Source organism: Thermodesulfobacteriota bacterium, assembly GCA_040753795.1.
In the GTDB taxonomy this organism is placed as follows: domain Bacteria; phylum Desulfobacterota; class Desulfobacteria; order Desulfobacterales; family Desulfosudaceae; genus JBFMDX01.
The window spans coordinates 430,358-449,340 of the sequence record JBFMDX010000001.1 but is presented as its reverse complement, the minus strand read 5'-3'; the positions used below and the strand labels follow the sequence as shown (position 1 = coordinate 449,340).

15 protein-coding genes are annotated in these 18,983 nt (G+C 55.3%); 11 read left to right on the top strand and 4 right to left on the bottom strand.

The features are described 5' to 3' along the window. Positions 1 to 155: 155 nt before the first annotated feature. Positions 156 to 1,073 (bottom strand): formylglycine-generating enzyme family protein, encoded by a 918-nt coding sequence (locus tag AB1724_01975; GenBank protein MEW6076559.1) that lies wholly within the window; start codon positions 1,071 to 1,073, stop codon positions 156 to 158. Positions 1,074 to 1,346: 273 nt separating this feature from the next. On the opposite strand from AB1724_01975, the gene rsmA reads away from it, so the two are divergent. The 7 genes from rsmA (at position 1,347) to AB1724_01940 (ending at position 7,398) form a co-directional block, all read left to right on the top strand. Continuing rightward, a complete protein-coding gene (gene rsmA / locus AB1724_01970) occupies positions 1,347 to 2,198 on the top strand; it encodes a 16S rRNA (adenine(1518)-N(6)/adenine(1519)-N(6))-dimethyltransferase RsmA (protein MEW6076558.1) in 852 nt (283 codons plus the stop codon). 37 nt (positions 2,199 to 2,235) lie between these two features. After that, positions 2,236 to 2,652 carry a hypothetical protein gene (locus AB1724_01965; GenBank protein MEW6076557.1) on the top strand — a complete coding sequence of 139 codons (417 nt, stop codon included), beginning with the start codon at positions 2,236 to 2,238 and terminating at the stop codon, positions 2,650 to 2,652. Between the two features lie 16 nt (positions 2,653 to 2,668). Continuing rightward, positions 2,669 to 3,607: a radical SAM protein gene (locus tag AB1724_01960; protein MEW6076556.1), complete on the top strand. Its 939-nt coding sequence runs from the start codon at positions 2,669 to 2,671 to the stop codon at positions 3,605 to 3,607. Positions 3,608 to 3,639: 32 nt separating this feature from the next. Next, positions 3,640 to 4,281, top strand: a complete 642-nt coding sequence (locus AB1724_01955) for an HD domain-containing protein (GenBank protein MEW6076555.1) — start codon at positions 3,640 to 3,642, stop codon at positions 4,279 to 4,281. 565 nt (positions 4,282 to 4,846) lie between these two features. Continuing rightward, positions 4,847 to 5,530 carry a hypothetical protein gene (locus AB1724_01950; GenBank protein ID MEW6076554.1) on the top strand — a complete coding sequence of 228 codons (684 nt, stop codon included), beginning with the start codon at positions 4,847 to 4,849 and terminating at the stop codon, positions 5,528 to 5,530. A 94-nt stretch (positions 5,531 to 5,624) separates the two neighbouring features. Beyond that, on the top strand, positions 5,625 to 6,590 hold the full coding sequence (locus AB1724_01945) for a glycosyltransferase family 2 protein (protein ID MEW6076553.1): 966 nt from the start codon (positions 5,625 to 5,627) through the stop codon (positions 6,588 to 6,590). Beyond that, the gene (locus AB1724_01940; GenBank protein ID MEW6076552.1) at positions 6,568 to 7,398 is read left to right on the top strand and encodes a class I SAM-dependent methyltransferase; all 831 of its coding nucleotides are present in this window, start codon (positions 6,568 to 6,570) and stop codon (positions 7,396 to 7,398) included. The genes AB1724_01945 and AB1724_01940 overlap by 23 nt, the downstream gene beginning before the upstream one ends. On the opposite strand, the gene AB1724_01935 is transcribed toward AB1724_01940, so the two are convergent. Next, the gene (locus AB1724_01935) at positions 7,298 to 9,184 is read right to left on the bottom strand and encodes a hypothetical protein (GenBank protein ID MEW6076551.1); all 1,887 of its coding nucleotides are present in this window, start codon (positions 9,182 to 9,184) and stop codon (positions 7,298 to 7,300) included. The genes AB1724_01940 and AB1724_01935 overlap by 101 nt on opposite strands. A 157-nt stretch (positions 9,185 to 9,341) precedes the next feature. Between AB1724_01935 and AB1724_01930 the strand changes: the two genes are divergently transcribed. Next, positions 9,342 to 10,784 (top strand): glycosyltransferase, encoded by a 1,443-nt coding sequence (locus AB1724_01930; GenBank protein ID MEW6076550.1) that lies wholly within the window; start codon positions 9,342 to 9,344, stop codon positions 10,782 to 10,784. A 110-nt stretch (positions 10,785 to 10,894) separates the two neighbouring features. On the opposite strand, the gene AB1724_01925 is transcribed toward AB1724_01930, so the two are convergent. Further along, positions 10,895 to 12,646 (bottom strand): tetratricopeptide repeat protein, encoded by a 1,752-nt coding sequence (locus AB1724_01925; GenBank protein MEW6076549.1) that lies wholly within the window; start codon positions 12,644 to 12,646, stop codon positions 10,895 to 10,897. 213 nt (positions 12,647 to 12,859) lie between these two features. Here AB1724_01925 and AB1724_01920 point away from each other — a divergent pair, with 213 nt between their 5' ends. The 3 genes from AB1724_01920 to AB1724_01910 all read left to right on the top strand — a co-directional run bounded on the left by AB1724_01920 (position 12,860) and on the right by AB1724_01910 (position 17,011). Then, a complete protein-coding gene (locus AB1724_01920; protein ID MEW6076548.1) occupies positions 12,860 to 15,397 on the top strand; it encodes a serine/threonine-protein kinase in 2,538 nt (845 codons plus the stop codon). A gap of 14 nt (positions 15,398 to 15,411) precedes the next feature. After that, positions 15,412 to 16,227 (top strand): protein phosphatase 2C domain-containing protein, encoded by an 816-nt coding sequence (locus AB1724_01915; GenBank protein ID MEW6076547.1) that lies wholly within the window; start codon positions 15,412 to 15,414, stop codon positions 16,225 to 16,227. A gap of 133 nt (positions 16,228 to 16,360) precedes the next feature. Then, positions 16,361 to 17,011, top strand: coding sequence for a TIGR00730 family Rossman fold protein (locus tag AB1724_01910; GenBank protein ID MEW6076546.1), 651 nt, complete (start codon positions 16,361 to 16,363; stop codon positions 17,009 to 17,011). Between the two features lie 2 nt (positions 17,012 to 17,013). Here AB1724_01910 and AB1724_01905 read toward each other — a convergent pair whose 3' ends face one another. Next, positions 17,014 to 18,750, bottom strand: a complete 1,737-nt coding sequence (locus AB1724_01905) for an ABC transporter ATP-binding protein (protein ID MEW6076545.1) — start codon at positions 18,748 to 18,750, stop codon at positions 17,014 to 17,016. Between the last annotated feature and the right edge of the window lie 233 nt (positions 18,751 to 18,983).

Genomic DNA, 18,983 nt, shown 5'->3' with positions numbered 1-18,983 from the left:
GTGTCCTTTTAATGCCTTGTATTTCAAGGGAAAAAATTACTGAACAATCGTTCGAAAAAATGAATGCTAAATCATTCCGGCCGCCAATGTCAAGTGTTAAATCGTATTGGCCGGATGGTGGATGCTGCCGGGAGAAAAGCCATGAAATAAAAGGGTTATTGACTGACAACCAGACGGAACCCGATGATGCTGCTTTTAAAATCAGGACCGCGCCAGTTCCGTTCCGCCGAACGACAGCCCCGGGCCCCGCTGCTCCAACCGCCGCCGCGGAAAATACGGGCCTGACCGGCGGAAGGGCCGACGGGATCGACCACCATGAAAGAAGAGTACTCCCCGGACCAGTCCGCGCACCACTCCCAGACATTACCATGCATATCGTAAAGCCCCCAGGCATTGGGCGCGAAGCTTTTGACCGCGACAAGCGAGTTTCTTGTCACGCCCGCGGAACATCCCTGCTGAAAAAACTTGCCGTCATAATTGGCCTGATCCGTGGACAGGCAATCGCCGGTGTTGAACGGACCGGTTGTGCCCGCTCGGCAGGCATACTCCCACTCGGCTTCCGTGGGAAGCCGATAAATCCGTTTACCCGTTTGATTGAGCTTCTTGATGAACTCCTGAACGTCATTCCAGGAGACCTGCTCCACCGGGCAGTTTCCCCCGCACGACAGGAAATGGGACGGATTTTTCCCCATGATCGCCGTCCACTGCGCCTGAGTCACCTCGGTGGTCTGAATGTAAAACCCCCTGGTCAGCGTCGTCTTATGCTGCTTCTCATCGTTATCCCTGCCCGGTTCGTTCTCCGCGCTTCCCATAATGAACTTGCCCGGCGGGATATATACAAACGTCATCCCCAGATCATTGGTAAAAACGGAGTCAGCGGATGGAGCCGCGTCCGCCGCTTTGATCCTTGGCCGGCAGGCGGCGGTTATGGCCGTGAGTATCATGCCCGCGCCAGTATCGGCCCGGGCGGGTGAAAACCCGGCGACCGGCATTGCCAAAAGCAGCAGAAAGCATAGCGTTATGGCGACCCCCCATCGCCTGATAATCTCCCCCGCAGACATAAACACGACCATCACGCCCCCCTGTGGTAATGGTTAAGGACAAATCGAGCCGACATTTCAATTGCCAACGTTTCCCCCCAGCGACACATTAAGCGATTTCTCTTAACACGACCCGTCAATTAAATCAAGCCCCCTGCCCGCGTTCCTGAGGACATTCCGGACGAAACCCTGGAGATCATTAGCGGTGAAGGTTATGCCGGCTCGCCTCTTTTACGATCGTTGAAAACAGGCTGGGGACATGATATGCATATATACAAAAATTTCAACCTAAAAAATGAGCCCGCTATGTCATCTACCAAGGCACTGCTGACCGCCCATGATGTCCGCCCGAAAAAAAGTCTGGGCCAGAATTTCCTCTGTGATCCCCAGGCCGCGGAAGCTATTGTCCGGCATGGACGAATCGGACCGGCGGACACGGTCGTGGAGATCGGCGCCGGTACAGGCGCGCTGACCGTTCACGCCGCCCGGGCCGCCTCCAGAGTGTACGCCGTCGAAACCGACAGCCGGCTGATGGATGTGCTGACGGAAACCATCCGGGAAAAAGATATTGGCAACGTAACCATCGTCAACCGCAACTTCATGGATGTGGATCTGGCCGAATTCTTTGAAAAGGCGGGTAGCAAACTGGTTGTCATGGGAAACCTTCCTTATTATATCTCCTCCCAGATACTGGTTCGCCTGATTGAAAAACGCCGGCTGATTGACCGGGCCGTGCTGATGTTCCAGCAGGAACTGGCCGACCGCATCGCCGCCCCACCGGGAAGCAGGGATTATGGCCGTCTGTCGGCCATGCTGCGCTACTGCGCCGAGGTCAGACCGCTGATGCGGGTTCGGAAAGAGCTCTTTTACCCCAGGCCCGCGATTGCGTCGGCCGTGGTCGGTATTCTATTTAAACCCTCTTCCGAAACGGTTTCCTGCGACGACGAGCTACTTTTTGAAATTATCAAAACCGCCTTTGCCAAACGTCGGAAAACCATCAAAAACGCCCTCGCGTCCGGGAAATCCGGAGCGCCTCCGGCACTATGGGATCAGATACTGGAACAGGCCGGAATCGATCCGGAAAGCCGGGCGGAAGCCCTTGACGCGCCGGCGTATGTTGATATATGCAGATGGTATAAAGCATTGACACAACTTTGACCTGAATCGAAAAAGTAAAACGACGGGCACGACATCCATGAAAGATGATGAGAAAGAAAACCTGGCCGAACTGATCGACTCCTGGCAGGAGCCGACGTCCGGTGTGCGCCGTGTTTTTCTCCGCCTGCGGGACCATCTGGAATCCAAGGACCCGGTACGGCTGGCATTCAAGGCCCGGCCAGGCGTCAGTTATTCCCTGCGAGCCGCCACTCCCGGCCAGGGCCGGGAGCTGTTTGTCATGGTGGATGTCATCGACGATGACCCGCAAAACCGCTGGCTGTCCGTCTGTTTTTACGGAGAAATGATCACTGATCCGGAAGAAATGGGGGACCTCATCCCCGGCGGCCTGCTGGGAGAAGACGGGTATTGTTTTGACGTCCAGGAAGATGACAACGCCATGGTGACCTACCTGCTCGCCCGAATTGATGAAGCGCATCAATCGGCACTTCAATAAAGGCCTTCTTTAAAAAATGACACCCGAAAAGGAAAACTGCATATATGGTCCGGTGCCGTCACGGCGCCTGGGGCGTTCCCTGGGCATCGATCTGCTCCCGGCCAAAATCTGCTCCTATGACTGCATCTACTGCCAGCTCGGCAGAACGGCCGCCGCCACGATCAGGAGACGGCCTTTTCGAAACGCGGCCGACGTCCTGACACAGGTAAAAAAGGTACTGGCCGGCGGGGTTACGGCAGACTGCCTTACCATCGCCGGGTCGGGAGAACCGACCTTGAACAGTGACATCGGCAAGGTTATCCGGGGCATAAAAGAGGCAACCCCCCTGCCGGTGGCGGTATTGACCAACGGTTCCCTTTTGTCTGATGAGGATGTCCGTGACGCCCTGATGGCGGCCGATATTGTGGTGCCGTCACTTGACGCGTATAACGCGGCCCTGTTTGAAAAGATCAACCGGCCGCACAAAACCATCGGGTTTGACCGGATGGTCGAAGGGTTGGTCGACTTTTCCCGCGCCTTTCCCGGCCGGCTGTGGCTGGAAATATTCATCATGGACGGTATCAACGCCGCTCCGGAAGATGCCGCCGGATTCAAGCCGCTGGTGGACCGGATCGCGCCGACGGATGTTTATATCAACACCGCCGTCCGGCCGCCGGCGGACTCCTCCGTAAGGCAGGTCAGCGAGGAAACGGTCGACTTTTTTTACCAGGCGCTGGGGGTCAGCCGGCAACGGGACACGGTCTTTTCCGCCCGGGCAGGCGACCAGGCCGGAGATATCGCACCGGCCATTCTTGAAATGGCGGCCAGAAGACCGGTCACCCTGGAAGACATGGCAGCGGGCCTGGCGACGCCGATAGAAAAAATCCGCCGGACAGTAAAGGAACTGATTGCCGGCAACCGCCTTGATGCAGTTAAAAAAAATGCCTCTGTTTACTACCGCGTACCGATAGCTTGAAACGGTGTTTTTTTATCGGTCATAAATAAACGATGCCAAACCATGAATCCGCTATTACGGAAATTGTAAAACAATTTTTCCTGGCCGCCCAGGGCAGTCATGACTGGGAGCATACCCGGCGTGTGGTCGATCTGACCAGAACCATCGGCGCGCTCGAAGGAGCGGATATGGCCGTGGCGGTGACCGGGGCCTTGCTGCATGATATCGGCCGATGCCATCAGGACAATGCCGGCGGCGCCCTCTGCCACGCGCAAAAGGGGGCGGATCTGGCGGTCGCTATCCTGGAGCAATTTGACTTTTCAGCAAACCAGATAAAAAACATCGTTCACTGCATCGCGGCCCATCGCTTCCGGAAACCGCCTGAGCCGGAGACGCTGGAGGCCAGGGTAGTATTCGATGCTGATAAGCTGGATGCCATCGGGGCCATCGGTATCGCCAGGGCATACCTTTTTGCCGGAGAGCTGGGGGCCTGCCTGCACAACCCGGAAATCGACGTTACCCTGGCCCCGTCATATTCGGTAAACGATACCGGCTACCGGGAGTATCTGGTCAAACTGCGCTGGATAAAGGACAGGATGCTGACCGCGGCCGGCCGGGAAATGGCGCGGCAGCGGCATGAATTCATGGAGCTGTTTTTCAGTCGGTTCCTGGCCGAATATGAAGGGAAAAAATAAAAAGCTGTTGCGCACAGGGGGGTACGCAACAGCTTTTATTATGTAGGTGGTCTGCCTAACTCACCCGGCTGGAGGAGGGGGGGGTGCCGGTAGCACCTGGGGAGATGCTGGCGAGCGATTCAGACGCACCGTACAACTTGAAGCCTGAGTGGTTTAGGGGGAGGGGGGGGTAACCACATCTTTCAGACTTCGTCAAAAACAATCTTATTTTTCAAATATCACTTTTGCCTTTTAAAAAGCAATATCCGGGCCAAAAGAAGACGAAACTTCATATTTCTTGGATAAAAAAAAATAACACTTTGAATCATAACAAAAAAACATTAATCTTGTCTGTGTGCAACTTATGCCAGCGGCTCTGAAAAGTTCCATTCCAATAAAAAAAGACGCATAAAAAAGCATAACTTTGTCCTAAAATATTTGACATTGTCCTGCTGAAGAGTACAAACTGGCCCAAAAATCAATAGCGGATTTAGAGATCGCTTCGCCGCTTATTTTGCCTCTGCTGTCGGCTGCACGGCATAAATAATTTAACAATAAAATCAATTATTTCTGGAGGTAAGTTGCCATGAGCATTAACACCGTAAAAGAGATTGACGGCCTGATTCCCATCCGCAATCTGCTGATCAGTGTTTCAGACAAGGACGGTCTGGACGCTTTTGTCAAAGATCTTATCAATATTATTCCGGAAGTTCATTTGCTTTCCACCGGGGGAACCTTCTCGGCGATTCAAAAGGCGCTGGGCGACAGAGCCGGATCAAGGCTCACCCAGGTCGCCGATTATACAGGACAGCCCGAAACCCAGGGAGGTCTGGTAAAAACCCTTGATTTTAAAATATATCTTGGGATTCTGACCGAAACCTACAACAACGCTCACCAGGCCGATTTGTCAAGAACCGGCGCGATTCGCATCGATATGGTGGTGGTCAATCTCTACCCCTTTACCCGGACCGTCGCCCGGCCCGACGTTACCCCGGAGCAGGCCCGGGGGAATATTGACATCGGCGGGCCATGTATGCTGCGGGCAGCCGCCAAAAATTTTATCCGCGTGGCACCGGTAGTCAACCCGTCCGATTACCCGACCATCCTGGATGAATTGAAAGCCACCGGCGGAAAAATATCCCTGAAGACGCGCTTTGGTCTGGCCCAAAAGGCCTTTGAGCACACGGCTGTCTATGATCGGGCCATTGCCGATTATTTGAAGGCCCGCAGCCTTGACGACATCGGCCGGTGTTATACGCTGCATGAGTGAAGGTTTGCCGGCATTAAAAATATATGATACATCTGCCTTAACCGAATGCATCCTGTTTCCGGCAGGATACCGTCATCAATCAACAGCACCGCTCATGACAACAGACGCTGACAACACCACGATTTCTATCGTCATACCGGTTTACAATGAAGCCGATATCCTCCGGGACTGCCTGCCGGCTCTGGATCAGGCCCTGGCGGCAGAGGACATCCGCCACGAATATATTTTCGTCGATGACGGCAGCACCGATAACAGCTGGGATATTCTCCTGGATATCAGCCGCAACCGTCCCGACCTCACCCTGATCTCCCTGTCCAGAAGATTCGGTAAAGATATCGCCGTGTTTGCCGGCATCGGCAGGGCCGCCGGCAAGGCCGTGGTGGTAATCGATGCCGACCTTCAGGATCCCCCGGCCATCATCCCCGGCCTGCTGCAAAAATGGCGGCAGGGCCATGACATCGTCATCGGTATCCGCAGGCGCCGAAGGGGCGAGAACTGGATACGACGGCTGGCCGCCAAAATTTTCTACAAACTCATCCAGACGATATCCGACTGCGATCTGCCGCCGGACAGCGGCGATCTCTGCCTGCTGGACCGGCGTGCCGTTGACGTCATCCTGCAGTTCACCGAGCGGACCCGCTACTTCAAAGGGCTGATCAACTGGATCGGCTTTCGCAGAGGCTTTGTGGAATATACACGGGAAAAACGCAAAGGGGGAAAATCCAAGTGGAGTTATATGCAGCTGACCGCCTTTGCCATTGACGCCATCACGTCTTACAGCCGCCTGCCTTTACGGATATGGACCCTGGCCGGCATCAGCGCCGCCGCCATCGGTTTCTGCTACGGCGTTTACGTTTTTGTCTATACCATTGTCTTCGGCGGCCGGGTGCCCGGATATGCCTCCATGGTCATGCTGATCCTTTTTCTGGGCGGCATCCAGCTCATTTCGATCGGTGTTATCAGTGAATACATCGGCCATCTGTTCCTGGAAGTCAAAAACAGGCCGCTGTTTGTCATCCGTGAAATAAAAGCGCCCGATGAAAAAAACAAGGCTGAATAGCGCTACTGACGGTATCAATGACGCCCTGCGGCTTCAGCGCGGGCTCTACACCTCCCGCAACCCCACCCGGAAATGGCTGCACACGAGCCGGCTGCAATGGCTGATCGATACAGCCGGCCGCTATTTTCCGCCCGGCGCCAAAGGGCCGGTCATTGATATCGGAACCGGCTGCGGTATCCTGCTGCCGGCGCTTTCCCGGCATTTTGAATCGGTCATCGCCCTGGATCTTGAGACGGAATTTCTCAAACAGGTCAAAACCGGGTTCAAAGAAAACAAGGCCATGCAGTGGCTGGCCGGCGACGCCCGTTTCCTGCCGATTCGCGATAATGTCGCCGACCTTGTCGTCTGCGCCGAGGTGCTGGAGCATATCGACAGCGGTCTGGTTTGCCTGAAAGAGATATACCGTGTTCTGAAGCCGGGCGGCATCCTTCTGCTTTCCACCCCTCAGCCGTTCAGCCTTCTGGAAATAACGGCCGGCATCCTCCTGCGCCGGCCGGTCATCTCTCTGGTAAGAAAAATTTATCGCGAACCGGTGCTGCCGACGGGTCACATCAACCTCATGACCTCGCGCCGGCTGAACGAAAGTCTCGCCCGCATCGGTTTTACCGTGCTGGAAATTCACAAGTCCGGCCTTTACCTGCCGGGCCTGGCCGAAACATCCGCCCGGTTTGCCCAGCGTCTTGCGGCAGCGCTGAACACCAGGCTGTTTAACACGAAGTTGGATTTTCTGCTGTGGACCCAGTTTTTTGTCGCCGGCAAGCCGGCCGCCGGCCGAGGCCGCCCCAGACCAGCAAAAGAACAGCCATAAAAAGACTGGCCAGGGTCAACCGGTTGGCGATTTTCTGGGCGGGCGGCATTTTAAAGTCGTAAGGCCGGTAACGGGTAAAGGCGACAACCTGATCTTTCTGCGCGACCGTGAAATGATCGCCGGGTCGACAGCCATTTTCTTCGGGGAACACATAGCAGGCGGGGTTCTTAATATTCAAAAAGCCATCTGTTTCCTTGAACACCGACCCCGGAGACAGTTGCCTGACCGGCAGGTTCTCAAGCCGGTAGCCAAAAGCGGAATCGTAACACAGCATCTGGGACTGACCGAAGATAAGGCTGTCGTTCCGGAAAATGGGGAGTCCGGGACGGCCGGTCTCATCGGTACAGACGCCGATATCGGTAATGACCGGTTCCCACAGCCCCCGTTTGACATTGTAATACATGGCCATGATGGGCAGCGGTGAATATGTCTCCTGACGGTAGTAAGATTTATCCGCGATCAGGTTCAGGAGCAGAACGCCGGCCACGCCGGTTACGGCGACCGTTTTATGATATTTCTTCAGCCAGGAGACGTTTCCGGCGATGATGGCCGTCAGAATGGTAATGACCGGGATATACATACAGAACCAGCGGGTACACTGGGTGCTGCTGCCGATAATGGGAAGCGTCTTTAAAAAACGGTTCCAGGCGGGGGTATGGTAGTTCAGGATCACCGGCAGGCACAGCATCAGGAAGATCACGGCAAGTATCGTCAGGTTTTTTCTGCCCCGCATCCAGGCAAAATCCTTGCGCTCCCCTGCCCGCAAAGACCAGACCAGAGAAATCCCGCCGACGCAGAGGATCACCAGAGGTACGGGCGTCAACCCGAATTCGAACTCATGCTGCTTCAATGCAAACTGCATATTGATCATTGATTGCCTGGCCCTTTCCCAGGCCGGTGAAAAGAAAAGCGACTGGACAAGAACGATCAGAAGGTCGGCCAATCCGGTGAACTGGGGCAGGGCATAGCCGGTCCGGGGCACATGGCGTAAAAAATGGTAAACGGCGCTCAACTTGGCCGCCGATATCCCCAGCGCCAGGACGCCGGCAAAGGCAAAACGCGCTGCCCACGCCCGAACCGAAAAACGCCGGCCAAGCCCCAGGCCGCAAATCAGGCCGGCGGCGGCAATACTCAACAACACGGCCGGCATCAGGTTTTGAAGAGTGGAATAGACCATATAGCTAAGCAGCAACGCGACGGCCGTGCCGGCGGCCAGGTTCCGCCGGAGCCGATCCCGGCCTTCATCCAGGCGAGGATCCGACAGCAGCAGCACGCACCAGGGAATCAGCATGAAGGAATGAAAAAGAAAGTGACCGATAACGTATCGATAGGCATAAAATCCGTTGAAAAGAAACACCGCGGCGCAGAAAAAAGAGGTGGATGCATGGGCGGCAAACAACCGGCGGGCAAGCAGGTAGTGCCCCCAGAAACCGGCTGCCGCGAATATGAGCAGGTTCAGCATGACGGCTGAAAAGGGGTCGATGACAAAACTCAAAAATTGGGGCACGGAATAAAAAAAATGGATGGGATGCGGAAAAGCCGGGACACCGCCGCAGATAAACGGGGAGAACCAGAGGACCGAGGAAAGGCCGTTGTTCCTGAACCAGAAGTAGCCGGCCAGCAGTTGCGGCAGGCCCAGCACGAAGTCATGTCCCAGGCCGCCGCTGGCGATGGGGAAAAACCCGGAAAAAATCAGCCCGTAACAGGCAAGAAGGCCGCCGCTGGCCAGACCGGCGACTGCTTTTTTAAGGAACCCGGATCGAAGGGCACCATGATGGCGATTCATGATTGTTCAGTTTTTCCCGTTCTTATCATCCCGGAATAACGAAAAATGTTTCTTTACGCTGCAACCTTCCGGCTTATATTTTAATCATATAAAAATTTTTATTTATAATATAGAATTAATAGCGGTAACCATTCTTTTACCGTTTTTTTAAAAGGCCATGGCTGAAAATCCTTCCCCTCGACAGGTCTATCAGGCCCAAAGGCGCCGGCATTGGGACGGCATCTGCCGGACCACCGCGAGCAGAGAAAAACGCACCGGTCACTTTTACCATCATCTTCTGGCGCGTTATTATCGCGCCCTGATTCCCCCGGGTCTAACCGTGCTGGAACTGGGTTGCGGTCAGGGCGATCTGTTAAACGCTCTGAATCCGGAGCGGGGGGTCGGCGTGGACTTCTCCATCGGCATGCTTACGAAAGCCCGGGAAAAATATCCCCATCTTGATTTTGTCTGCGCCGATGCGCACCAGATCGGCTTGAAGATCAAATTCGACGTCATCATCCTGTCGGATCTGGTCAATGATCTGTGGGATGTCCAGTCCGTCCTGGCCCGGGCAGCGTCGTTCAGCCATGCCGGGACCCGCCTGATCATTAATTTTTTCAATAACATGTGGCGCATCCCCCTGAACCTGGCCAGAAAATATCATTTGGCCGCTGATCTGATGGAACAGAACTGGCTGACCCCCCCGGACATGACCAACCTGCTGAGACTGGCCGGATTCGAACAGATTCGTTCACACAACGCCATCCTGTTTCCGGCCCCCTGCCCCGTGCTGGAACCGCTGTTGAATCGCTTTTTTCTCCACTTGCCGCCGTTCCACTGGCTGGGGCTGACCAATTTCATGATTGCCCGCCCGGTCCCTCCCCCGGGCCGTAATACCTGCCCGCCGCTTGTTTCCATCATCATTCCCGCCAGAAACGAAGCCGGCAACATCCATGATCTGCTGCAACAGACGGTTATCCCGGGATACAGGATCGAATTGATTTTTGTGGAAGGCGGGTCAACCGACGGAACCCACGAAACCATCTGTCAGGCCATCGCTGAACTGCCTGAAAGCAATTGTCGTCTCATCAAACAGCCGGGAAAGGGAAAAGCCGATGCCGTAAAGGCCGGTTTTCAGGAAGCCGCCGGGGATATCCTGATTATCCTGGACGCCGACCTGACGGTTCCGCCCGAAGACCTGTCCCGTTTCGTCGATGCCCTGGTGTCCGGCGCCGGCGATTTTATCAACGGCGTCCGGCTGGTATATCCCATGGAAAATCAGAGCATGCGTTTTCTCAATATGATAGCCAATAAAATCTTCAGCCTGCTGTTCTCCTGGCTGCTCGGCCAGCCGGTCAAGGACACGCTCTGCGGCACCAAAGCCTTATGGAAAAAAGATTATGAAATCATGAAAAACGATCCGGGCGATTTCAGCCTGGTCGACCCCTTCGGTGATTTTGCCCTGCTCTTGAGCGCGGCCAGGCTCAATCTTAAAATCACCGATCTGCCTGTCCGTTACCGCCGCAGAAAGTACGGCTTCACCAATATCAGCCGGTGGCATCACGGCTGGTTGCTGCTGAAAATGGCCATCCTGACGGCCGGACGGATCAAATTCCTGTAAATTCTTTTAAACTTGAGCGGTCGGGCAGTTCCGGCTGGCCGCCACGCCTCATGGTAATTCATTTGGCAGAAAACAAGGCGACGCGAAGGGCACCCATGACGGCCAAGACGTCATCGCCTTGGCCCGGCCTCTTTTATTTGTCTTGCCCGGATCAGATTTTCCCGGGCGGTGTGGTAGCCGGGGTTGAGCGACAGGGCCGTTTCCCAATGAAAAATTGCCTGGTCATATAATCCCTTTTGCAGCAGAACCGTGGCCAGATTATTATGCGCCCGGAACAGCGACGGGTCGATGCGAAGCGCCTGGTTATAATGGGCAACGGCCCCGTCCGTATCGCCCATATCCGCCATCAGGTTGGCCAGATTGTTATGGGCTTCAGGATAATCGGGATTGGCCCGGATGGCTTTTTCAAAATGGTCCCGGGCCCCCTGGCGATCCCCCCGTTGCATCAGGGCCAGGCCCAGGTGGTTGTGCGCCACAAAAAAATCGGGATTGATCTTCAACGCCATCTCCAGTTGCGTAATGGCTTCATCAATCCGGCCCTTTTCGTAAAGCACTTCCCCCAGATTGGAGCGCCGCTGCTCGCAGCCGGGAAAAACATCGACCGCGTGCTTGAAGTAGCTGATTTTATCCGCCCATCGCCCGGCCTGCGTCCACGACGTCACCGCCAGAACGACCAGGACAATAACAGCCGCGGCTCCGACCGTCAGCCTGCGGACGCCCATCCTGCCTAACACCGTCGCCCCGCCCCAGGCGGCAATAATGGATAGGCCGATCATGGGAAGATAGGAATATCGGGGAACCAGCGGCCGCTGCTGGCTTACGCTGATTAACGCGTAAGGTCCCAGACAGATGACAAACCAGAGCCATCCGGTGAGCAGAAAGGGATGCCTTTTCCGCTGATGAATCACCGCGGCGGTTATCAACGCAAGAAGGACCGCTGCCCCGCCTATCTGCCAGGCAGGCATCACGTACGACCGGGCCAGTGGTGAGTCCGGAAAATGCAGCGGCAGGCTTGAGGGGCAGACCATTTTCCATAGATACAGAACGTAGGAAACCGGAAGATTGAGCAGATGCCACTGATTGTCCGGGCGGGGAATATTGACCGGCAGATCAGGGCCCATACGGACAACCAGGGCGAAAATTCCCACCCACACGACCGGGACAATCAACAGCGGCATTTTCTCCGTAATCAGTTTCACGGGTTCCGCGGGCGCAAACCGGGGTGCGACCGACTCATCCCTGCCAAAGCGCCGTCGGTTCATGGGCCAGAAATCAAACAGCAACAGGGTGAAAAACAAAAAAACAATCGATGGCTTGGACAGCAGCGCCAGGACCATGAAAAGCACGATCAGTCCGTATCTTAGTTTCGAAGGTTTTCGGGCGTAATAGATATAAGACAGGACGGTAAGCAGAAAGAAAAAAGTCTCAATCAGCGTTGGCCCCCGGCACCAGGAAACGACGTTTTCCGTGTTGACCGGATGCAGCGCGAACAGGGCCGCGACAAAAGCGCTTTGCCAGAGACAACCCGAGGCCAGTCTAAGGATCATAAAAACCAGTACTGAATTCATGACATGAGCGATCACGTTCATCAGATGCAGCATGCCGATCCGGTCACCGAACAGCCAGATATCCAGAAAAGCCACAAAATTGGGGATGGGAACCAGGTAAACGGCGTTGCTGGGCATCCGGAAAATTCCCATAAGCGGGAAGCCATAAGCTTTCAGCCGGGTTCCCAGTTCATTGTAAATGACATAATCTTCAGCATGAACCAGTTCGAAAGTAATGGCCTGTAGATAGGTGGCCAGCGTGACGGCAATCAAAATCAGAATTACCGTCAACTCCGGTCGGAACTTTTTTTCCATGGATAGCACTCTCATTTGATTGACAGGCGACTATTCTCTATAGCCGACAATCCGAAACTGATCAACAACTTATCGCTATTTCTGTGGATTCTTATCTGTTGACACGACCCGGCCGCGACTCTATAATCAAAGCATAAAAGTATTTACACTCACCCGCAGGGGGATTTCACAATAAAATATATTGGCAGGTAGTTTTCGTTTCCGGCAGGCTGCATGAACCTGATAAAGAGACATCCAACGCTTTTCTTCGGCCTGGCGGTCACCATTGTCTTCCTGTTTCTAACCCTTTTCCGGGTTGAATTCTTCGATGCTTTAGGGCTTAAGCTCTACGACGCCTGGATGAAGCTGAACCGCCAGGCCGACACCATAGACCGTATCGCCATCATCGACATTGACGACGAATCCATCGAAAAGCTGGGCCGCTGGCCCTGGCCGCGGACAAGAATCGCCGAGTGCATCGACAAAATCGCCTCGGCCGGTCCGGCCGTTATCGGCCTGAATATTATCTACAGCGAACCCGAGGAAAATGCCGGCCTGCAGGAGATCGCCCGACTGGAGCAGATTTTCCTTGAAGCCAACCCCGCCGCCGGGCCGGCGCGTGAAAAATTTCTCCGGTCGATGCAGGAAGCCAGAGCCAGGCTGGACCGGGACACGATTCTGGCCATGTCCATGAAAAACACCGGAAATGTTACCCTGCCCGTTTTCTTCAAAGACGACCTGATCCCCGGAGCCGGTGAAACGCAAATTGATCCGGTTCTGGCCGCCCAAGCGATCACCGTCACTCAGCCCGATGCCGGCATTCTCTGCCCCCGGGCCAGCGAGGCGACCCTGCCGATCCCGGCATTCAGGCAGGCGGCCGCGGGCATGGGACACATCAACAGCGCGCCGGACCTGGATGGAACCTATCGCCGGGAGCGGCTCTTTTATCAGTTCAATGACCTATACATCCCCTCCTATTACCTGGTCATTGCCGCCAGGTACCTGAAAGTCATGCCTGCCGATATTACGGCCGACATCGGCTCATCATTAGCAATAAAGGACATGGTTATCCCGCTCACGGCCTATTCCGAAATGCTGATCAATTACAGCGCCGGGGAGGACGCCTTCAAGCACTACTCCTTCTTCGATGTCATCAACGATAAGATCCCCCTGAATATATTCAAAGGGAAAATCGTCCTGCTGTCTCTTTCGGCCAAGGGGTTGGCCAACACCTTGAGCACGCCGGTCTCTCCGGACACTTCTTTCGGTGATTTCAGCGCCAATGTGATCTGGTCCGTTCTAAACGGACAGTTTATCAAAGAAATGCCGCTGGCAATGGTCAGCGAACTGATCGCCGTTCTGATACTGGGTCTGTTTGTGGCGCTAATCCTCCCCCGGCTCAAGGCCGTCATTGCCGGCGCGTCGTTTTTTGGGGTTCTGTGCCTGCTGATCGGCGGATCCGCTTACCTCTTCCTGATCCAGGGAATATGGGTCCAGTTAATCTATCCGCTCCTGCTGCTGGTCATCGGCTATATCGGCGTGGTCACGATTAGTTATTTCATGGCCGAAACCGGCAAGGAAAAGGTCGAGGGCGAATCCGCCCAGACCAACCGCATGCTGGGTATATCGTTCCAGTCCCAGGGAATGCTGGACATGGCCTTCGACAAATTCAGAAAAGTACCGGTCGATAGCGAAATGAAGGATATCCTTTATAACCTTGCCCTGGATTACGAGCGCAAAAGGCAATTCAACAAGGCGGCGGCGGTATTCGGCTACATCGAAGACCACGACGGCAAGTTCAAGGACGTGGCGGAAAAAAAGAAAAAGCTGAACATCGCCAGTGAAACCATGGTCTTCGGCGGCGACTTCGGCGGCGGCGGAGACAACCTGGCCGCCACCGCGTCGGCGGGCGTCCGGCCGACCCTGGGACGTTATGAAATCCTCAAGCAGCTGGGCAAGGGAGCCATGGGCACGGTCTATCTCGGCCAGGATCCGCGGATCAACCGGACCACGGCCATCAAGACCGTGAAGTTCTCGGAAGATTTTGACGAGGAAGAGGCTAAACAGATGAAAGCCAAATTCTTCCGCGAAGCCGAAAGCGCCGGCACCCTGTCCCACCCCAACATCGTAACCATTTACGATGCCGGAGAGGAGCATGACCTGGCTTACATCGCCATGGAGTACCTGGAAGGCGAAGACCTGGATAAATACACCAAGAAAAAAAATCTGCTGCCCATGCGCAAGGTGATCCAGTACATCGCCGAAATAGCCGACGGCCTGGACTATGCCCATCAGAAGGGAATCGTTCATCGCGACATTAAGCCGGCCAACGTCATGCTGCTTAAAGGCGAAAAGATCAAAATCACCGACTTCGGCATCGCCCGGATCACGGCCTCGTCTCAAACCAAGACCGGCATCATCAAGGGCACTCCCTATTACATGTCGCCGGAACAGATCACCGGCAAAAAAGTGGACGGCCGCAGCGACATTTTTTCCCTGGGCGTCATGATGTTTCAACTGCTCACGGGTGAAGTTCCCTTCAAGGGCAGCAGCCCGGCGGAACTGATGCACAAAATTTTAAACGAGCCGCACCCGGACCCGCAGCAGATCAACCCCAAAATCGTCAAACCGCTGGTGGCGATCATCAACAAGGCCATGTCCAAAAAGACAGAAGCGCGCTACCAGACCGCCGGCCAGATGGCGCAGCACTTGAAAATACTCGGCCAGAAAATTGACGCTGCCAAAACCAAGAAAGCGCAGGATGGCAAATAACCGGAAAGCGACATATGCTGATTGTTGAGTCCGCGGGTCTGACCGACACCGGCAGAAAAAGAAAAGCCAATGAGGACAGTTTTGTCGTTGACGACGCGCATAACCTTTATGTCGTGGCGGACGGCATGGGCGGGCACGCGGCCGGAGAAGTCGCCAGTCGCGTGGCCGTTGAAACCATTTCCAGTTATATCCGGAATCTGTCACAAAAACATCCCGAAGAACTGCCGATAAAAATCCGGGGAGTTTCCAGGCAGGCCAACCGGCTTCTGGCCGGCCTGCATCTGGCCAACCGGAGTGTATATGACCTGGCCTCCAACAACCCCCGCTACGCCGGGATGGGGACGACCATTTCAGCGGTTCTCTTGACCGGCCGAACATTTATCACCGCCAATGTGGGCGACAGCCCGATTTTTCTCGTCCGCGACGATCAGATCGAGATGGTGTCCACGCTCCATACGGTCGCCTCCGCAGCCGCGGCGGCCAATCCGGACGGGGAGCCCCTGGATAATGAATTCAAGCACATGCTGACACAGGCTGTGGGCACGAAAACCAGTGTGGCACCGGACACCGTTGAAAGGAAATGTCAGGAAGGCGACACCATCGTCATCAGTTCGGACGGTCTGACCGACATGCTGTCTCTTGATGAGATCCGGGACACGGTCACCGTTGAAAAACCGGTTGGCGCCTGCCAGAAACTGGTGGAGCTGGCTAATTTGATGGGCGGACTGGATAACATCACGGTCATTGTGATTAAAATCAAAAAAGTGGCAAAAAACGTGGGCCTTCTCTCCCGATTCCAGAAATCAATTCGTCAAATAATTAAGCCATAGCCCGGATGAATTCTATAACTTTCTGAGCAGCGACTGCTGCCTCCCAGAGTCTGCAGGACAGGCATCGCCCCCGGGTTACGGTTCGGAATCGGTGATGGAAAAAATCGGATCAAACTTGAATGGAAAGCGCGGAATGAGAAGACAGTACCTTATTGATGACTTTAAGCTGGAAGAGAGTTGGCGATTATTTAAAATAATGGGTGAATTCGTGGACGGCGTCGAAGCGCTTCACGATATCGGCCCGGCGGTCAGTATTTTCGGCTCGGCGCGGCTGGCGCCGGACACACCGGTCTACCGGACCGCGGAAAGGATCGCCGCGCTTTTCGCGGAGAATGGCTTCGCCGTGATTACCGGCGGCGGCGGCGGCGTCATGGAAGCCGCCAATAAGGGTGCCGCCGAAAACAACGGGATTTCCGTGGGTCTGAACATCGAACTCCCCTTCGAGCAGAAGCCCAACGACTTTGCCAACGTCAGGCATGAATTCGAATATTTCTTCATCCGCAAGGTCATGTTCGTCAAATATGCCCAAGCCTATATCATCATGCCCGGCGGACTCGGCACCCTGGATGAACTGTTTGAGGCGGTGACCCTGATTCAGACCCGGCGCATCAAACCCCTGCCGGTTATTCTGGTCGGCACGGATTACTGGTCTGGGCTGATCGACTGGATCAAGCAGCAGTTGCTGGCCCAGAAACTGATATCCCCCTCGGACATGGATATCATGCAGATCATGGATGACCCGGAAAAAATCGTGGCGACCATCAAGCGGCTGGTCATCATTTAATCTTAAGGGCCATTGCCGAACTGCATCTGGCAAAGACGACAGTAGTCGCCCCCCAGGGCGAGCAGCTCGTCGTGTTTCCCCTGTTCTACTATTCTTCCATTCGAGATGACAATGACCCGGTCGGCATGGCTGACGGTGGAAAGTCGATGGGCAATAACAAAAGTGGTCCGGCCCTTCATCAGGTTGGTCAGGGCTTTCTGAACGATGGCCTCGGCCTCGGTGTCCAGAGAAGACGTGGCCTCGTCCAGGATCAAAATCGGCGCGTCTTTGATCAGAGCCCGGGCGATGCACAGCCGCTGCTTCTGCCCTCCGGAAAGTCGCGCCCCCAGTTCCCCGATGACGGTATCGTACTGCTCCGGGAAACCGGTGATGAACTCATGGGCATAAGAGTCCACGGCCGCCCGGACAATATCCGCTTCCGTGGCCTCGGAATTGCCGTAGGCGATGTTGGCCCGGATGGTGTCATTAAACAGAATCGGCTCCTGGGTGACGATAGCGATCTGCTGGCGCAGGGAGGCGATGGTTGACCGGCGGATGTCCAGCCCGTCGATCAGGACCGCGCCGGATGAAACATCATAGAACCGGGGGATAAGGTTGACCAGGGTAGTCTTGCCCCCGCCGCTTGCCCCGACCAGGGCGATCACCTCGCCGGGGGCGACATCCAGGTTGATGTCCGTCAGCACCGGCTCACCGTCCTCATAGGAGAAACAGACATCCCGGAAGACCACCCGGTGGTTTTTCCGTTCGATCTCCACCGCGTCCGGCGCCTCCCGGATATCCGACTCCGTTTCCAGGATCTCGTACACCCGGTCAAAGGCCGCCAACCCCTGCTGGATCTGGGCGTTGAGCTTGGACAGGCGCTTGGCCGGGGAATACATCATCATGACCGCGGCCATGAACGACATGAAAGTGCCGGTGGTATAAACGCCCTTGACCACCTGGGAGCCGCCGAACCAGATCACCAGGGCAATCCCCAGGCCCGACAGGGTTTCCACGATGGGCGAGGTCAGTGCCTTGACGATGGTGTTTTTCATTTCATTGGCGAACAATGCCGCCGATTTTTTATGAAAGCGGGCGATCTCATAATCCTCCCGGCCGAAGGCCTTGACGATCTTGTTTCCGAAAAAGGTTTCGTGCAGGAAGGAGTTCATGTCGCCGACGCGCTCCTGGGAACGCCGGGTGATCTTCCTCACCCGCCGGCCCAGGGTGGCGATGGGGTAAAAAGCCACGGGCAGGACCACAAAGGCCACCAGGGCCAGCTCCCAGATCTGGTAAAAGGTCACGGCCAGCAGGCAGACCAGGGTCCCGATATCGCTGACCAGGCTGGTTATGGAATTGGACACCACCATGCGGATGAGGTTGACGTCATAGGTGATGCGGGACATGAGCACCCCGGTCTTTTTCTCGTGGAAGAAGGACAACGGCAGGGCCGACATGCGGGTGTAGAGCCGGTCGCGCAGTTCCTTGACGATCCCCTGGGCCACGCGGCTTAAGAAATAGTCCTGGCCGAACATGCCGACACCCCGGCACAGGGACACGGCGACGGCCGCCACGGGGATCAGCTTCAACATGGCCTCGTTGCCGGTAATGAAAATCTGGTCGATGGCCGGCTTGACCAGATAGGCCAGGGCGGCGGTGGTGCCGGATGTAAGCAGCATGCACAGCATGGCCACATAAAGTCGGAAGCGGTTGGCCTTGATATATCCCAGCAGGTCCCGGTAGCGTTTATCGATTTTCATCTTGTCCTATTTCCAGCGCCCTTTAGCGTTGAACCGTGCGGCGCGATTGTTTTGTTCCTCACCAGAGATAAAACTATGCCACCTTCTGCATCTCTTTGGCTTCGTATTGTTAACCCTTTAATACTGCTATCGCCACCTTGCCGTCAATTGTCGTCCGATCTGAGCAGTATGCTTTCAGAGTATGAAAATGGGCGGGGATGATTTGCTCGCGACTGATGGCTTTCGGGATTCAG

Coding starts and splice junctions, on each gene's coding strand:
- AB1724_01965 (MEW6076557.1), top strand. CDS start 2,236: ATGAAAGATGATGAGAAAGAAAACCTGGCCGAACTGATCGACTCCTGG.
- AB1724_01905 (MEW6076545.1), bottom strand. CDS start 18,750: ATGAAAATCGATAAACGCTACCGGGACCTGCTGGGATATATCAAGGCC.
- AB1724_01915 (MEW6076547.1), top strand. CDS start 15,412: ATGCTGATTGTTGAGTCCGCGGGTCTGACCGACACCGGCAGAAAAAGA.
- rsmA (MEW6076558.1), top strand. CDS start 1,347: ATGTCATCTACCAAGGCACTGCTGACCGCCCATGATGTCCGCCCGAAA.
- AB1724_01950 (MEW6076554.1), top strand. CDS start 4,847: ATGAGCATTAACACCGTAAAAGAGATTGACGGCCTGATTCCCATCCGC.
- AB1724_01935 (MEW6076551.1), bottom strand. CDS start 9,184: ATGAATCGCCATCATGGTGCCCTTCGATCCGGGTTCCTTAAAAAAGCA.
- AB1724_01920 (MEW6076548.1), top strand. CDS start 12,860: ATGAACCTGATAAAGAGACATCCAACGCTTTTCTTCGGCCTGGCGGTC.
- AB1724_01930 (MEW6076550.1), top strand. CDS start 9,342: ATGGCTGAAAATCCTTCCCCTCGACAGGTCTATCAGGCCCAAAGGCGC.
- AB1724_01925 (MEW6076549.1), bottom strand. CDS start 12,646: ATGGAAAAAAAGTTCCGACCGGAGTTGACGGTAATTCTGATTTTGATT.
- AB1724_01940 (MEW6076552.1), top strand. CDS start 6,568: ATGAAAAAAACAAGGCTGAATAGCGCTACTGACGGTATCAATGACGCC.
- AB1724_01945 (MEW6076553.1), top strand. CDS start 5,625: ATGACAACAGACGCTGACAACACCACGATTTCTATCGTCATACCGGTT.
- AB1724_01910 (MEW6076546.1), top strand. CDS start 16,361: ATGAGAAGACAGTACCTTATTGATGACTTTAAGCTGGAAGAGAGTTGG.
- AB1724_01975 (MEW6076559.1), bottom strand. CDS start 1,073: ATGGTCGTGTTTATGTCTGCGGGGGAGATTATCAGGCGATGGGGGGTC.
- AB1724_01955 (MEW6076555.1), top strand. CDS start 3,640: ATGCCAAACCATGAATCCGCTATTACGGAAATTGTAAAACAATTTTTC.
- AB1724_01960 (MEW6076556.1), top strand. CDS start 2,669: ATGACACCCGAAAAGGAAAACTGCATATATGGTCCGGTGCCGTCACGG.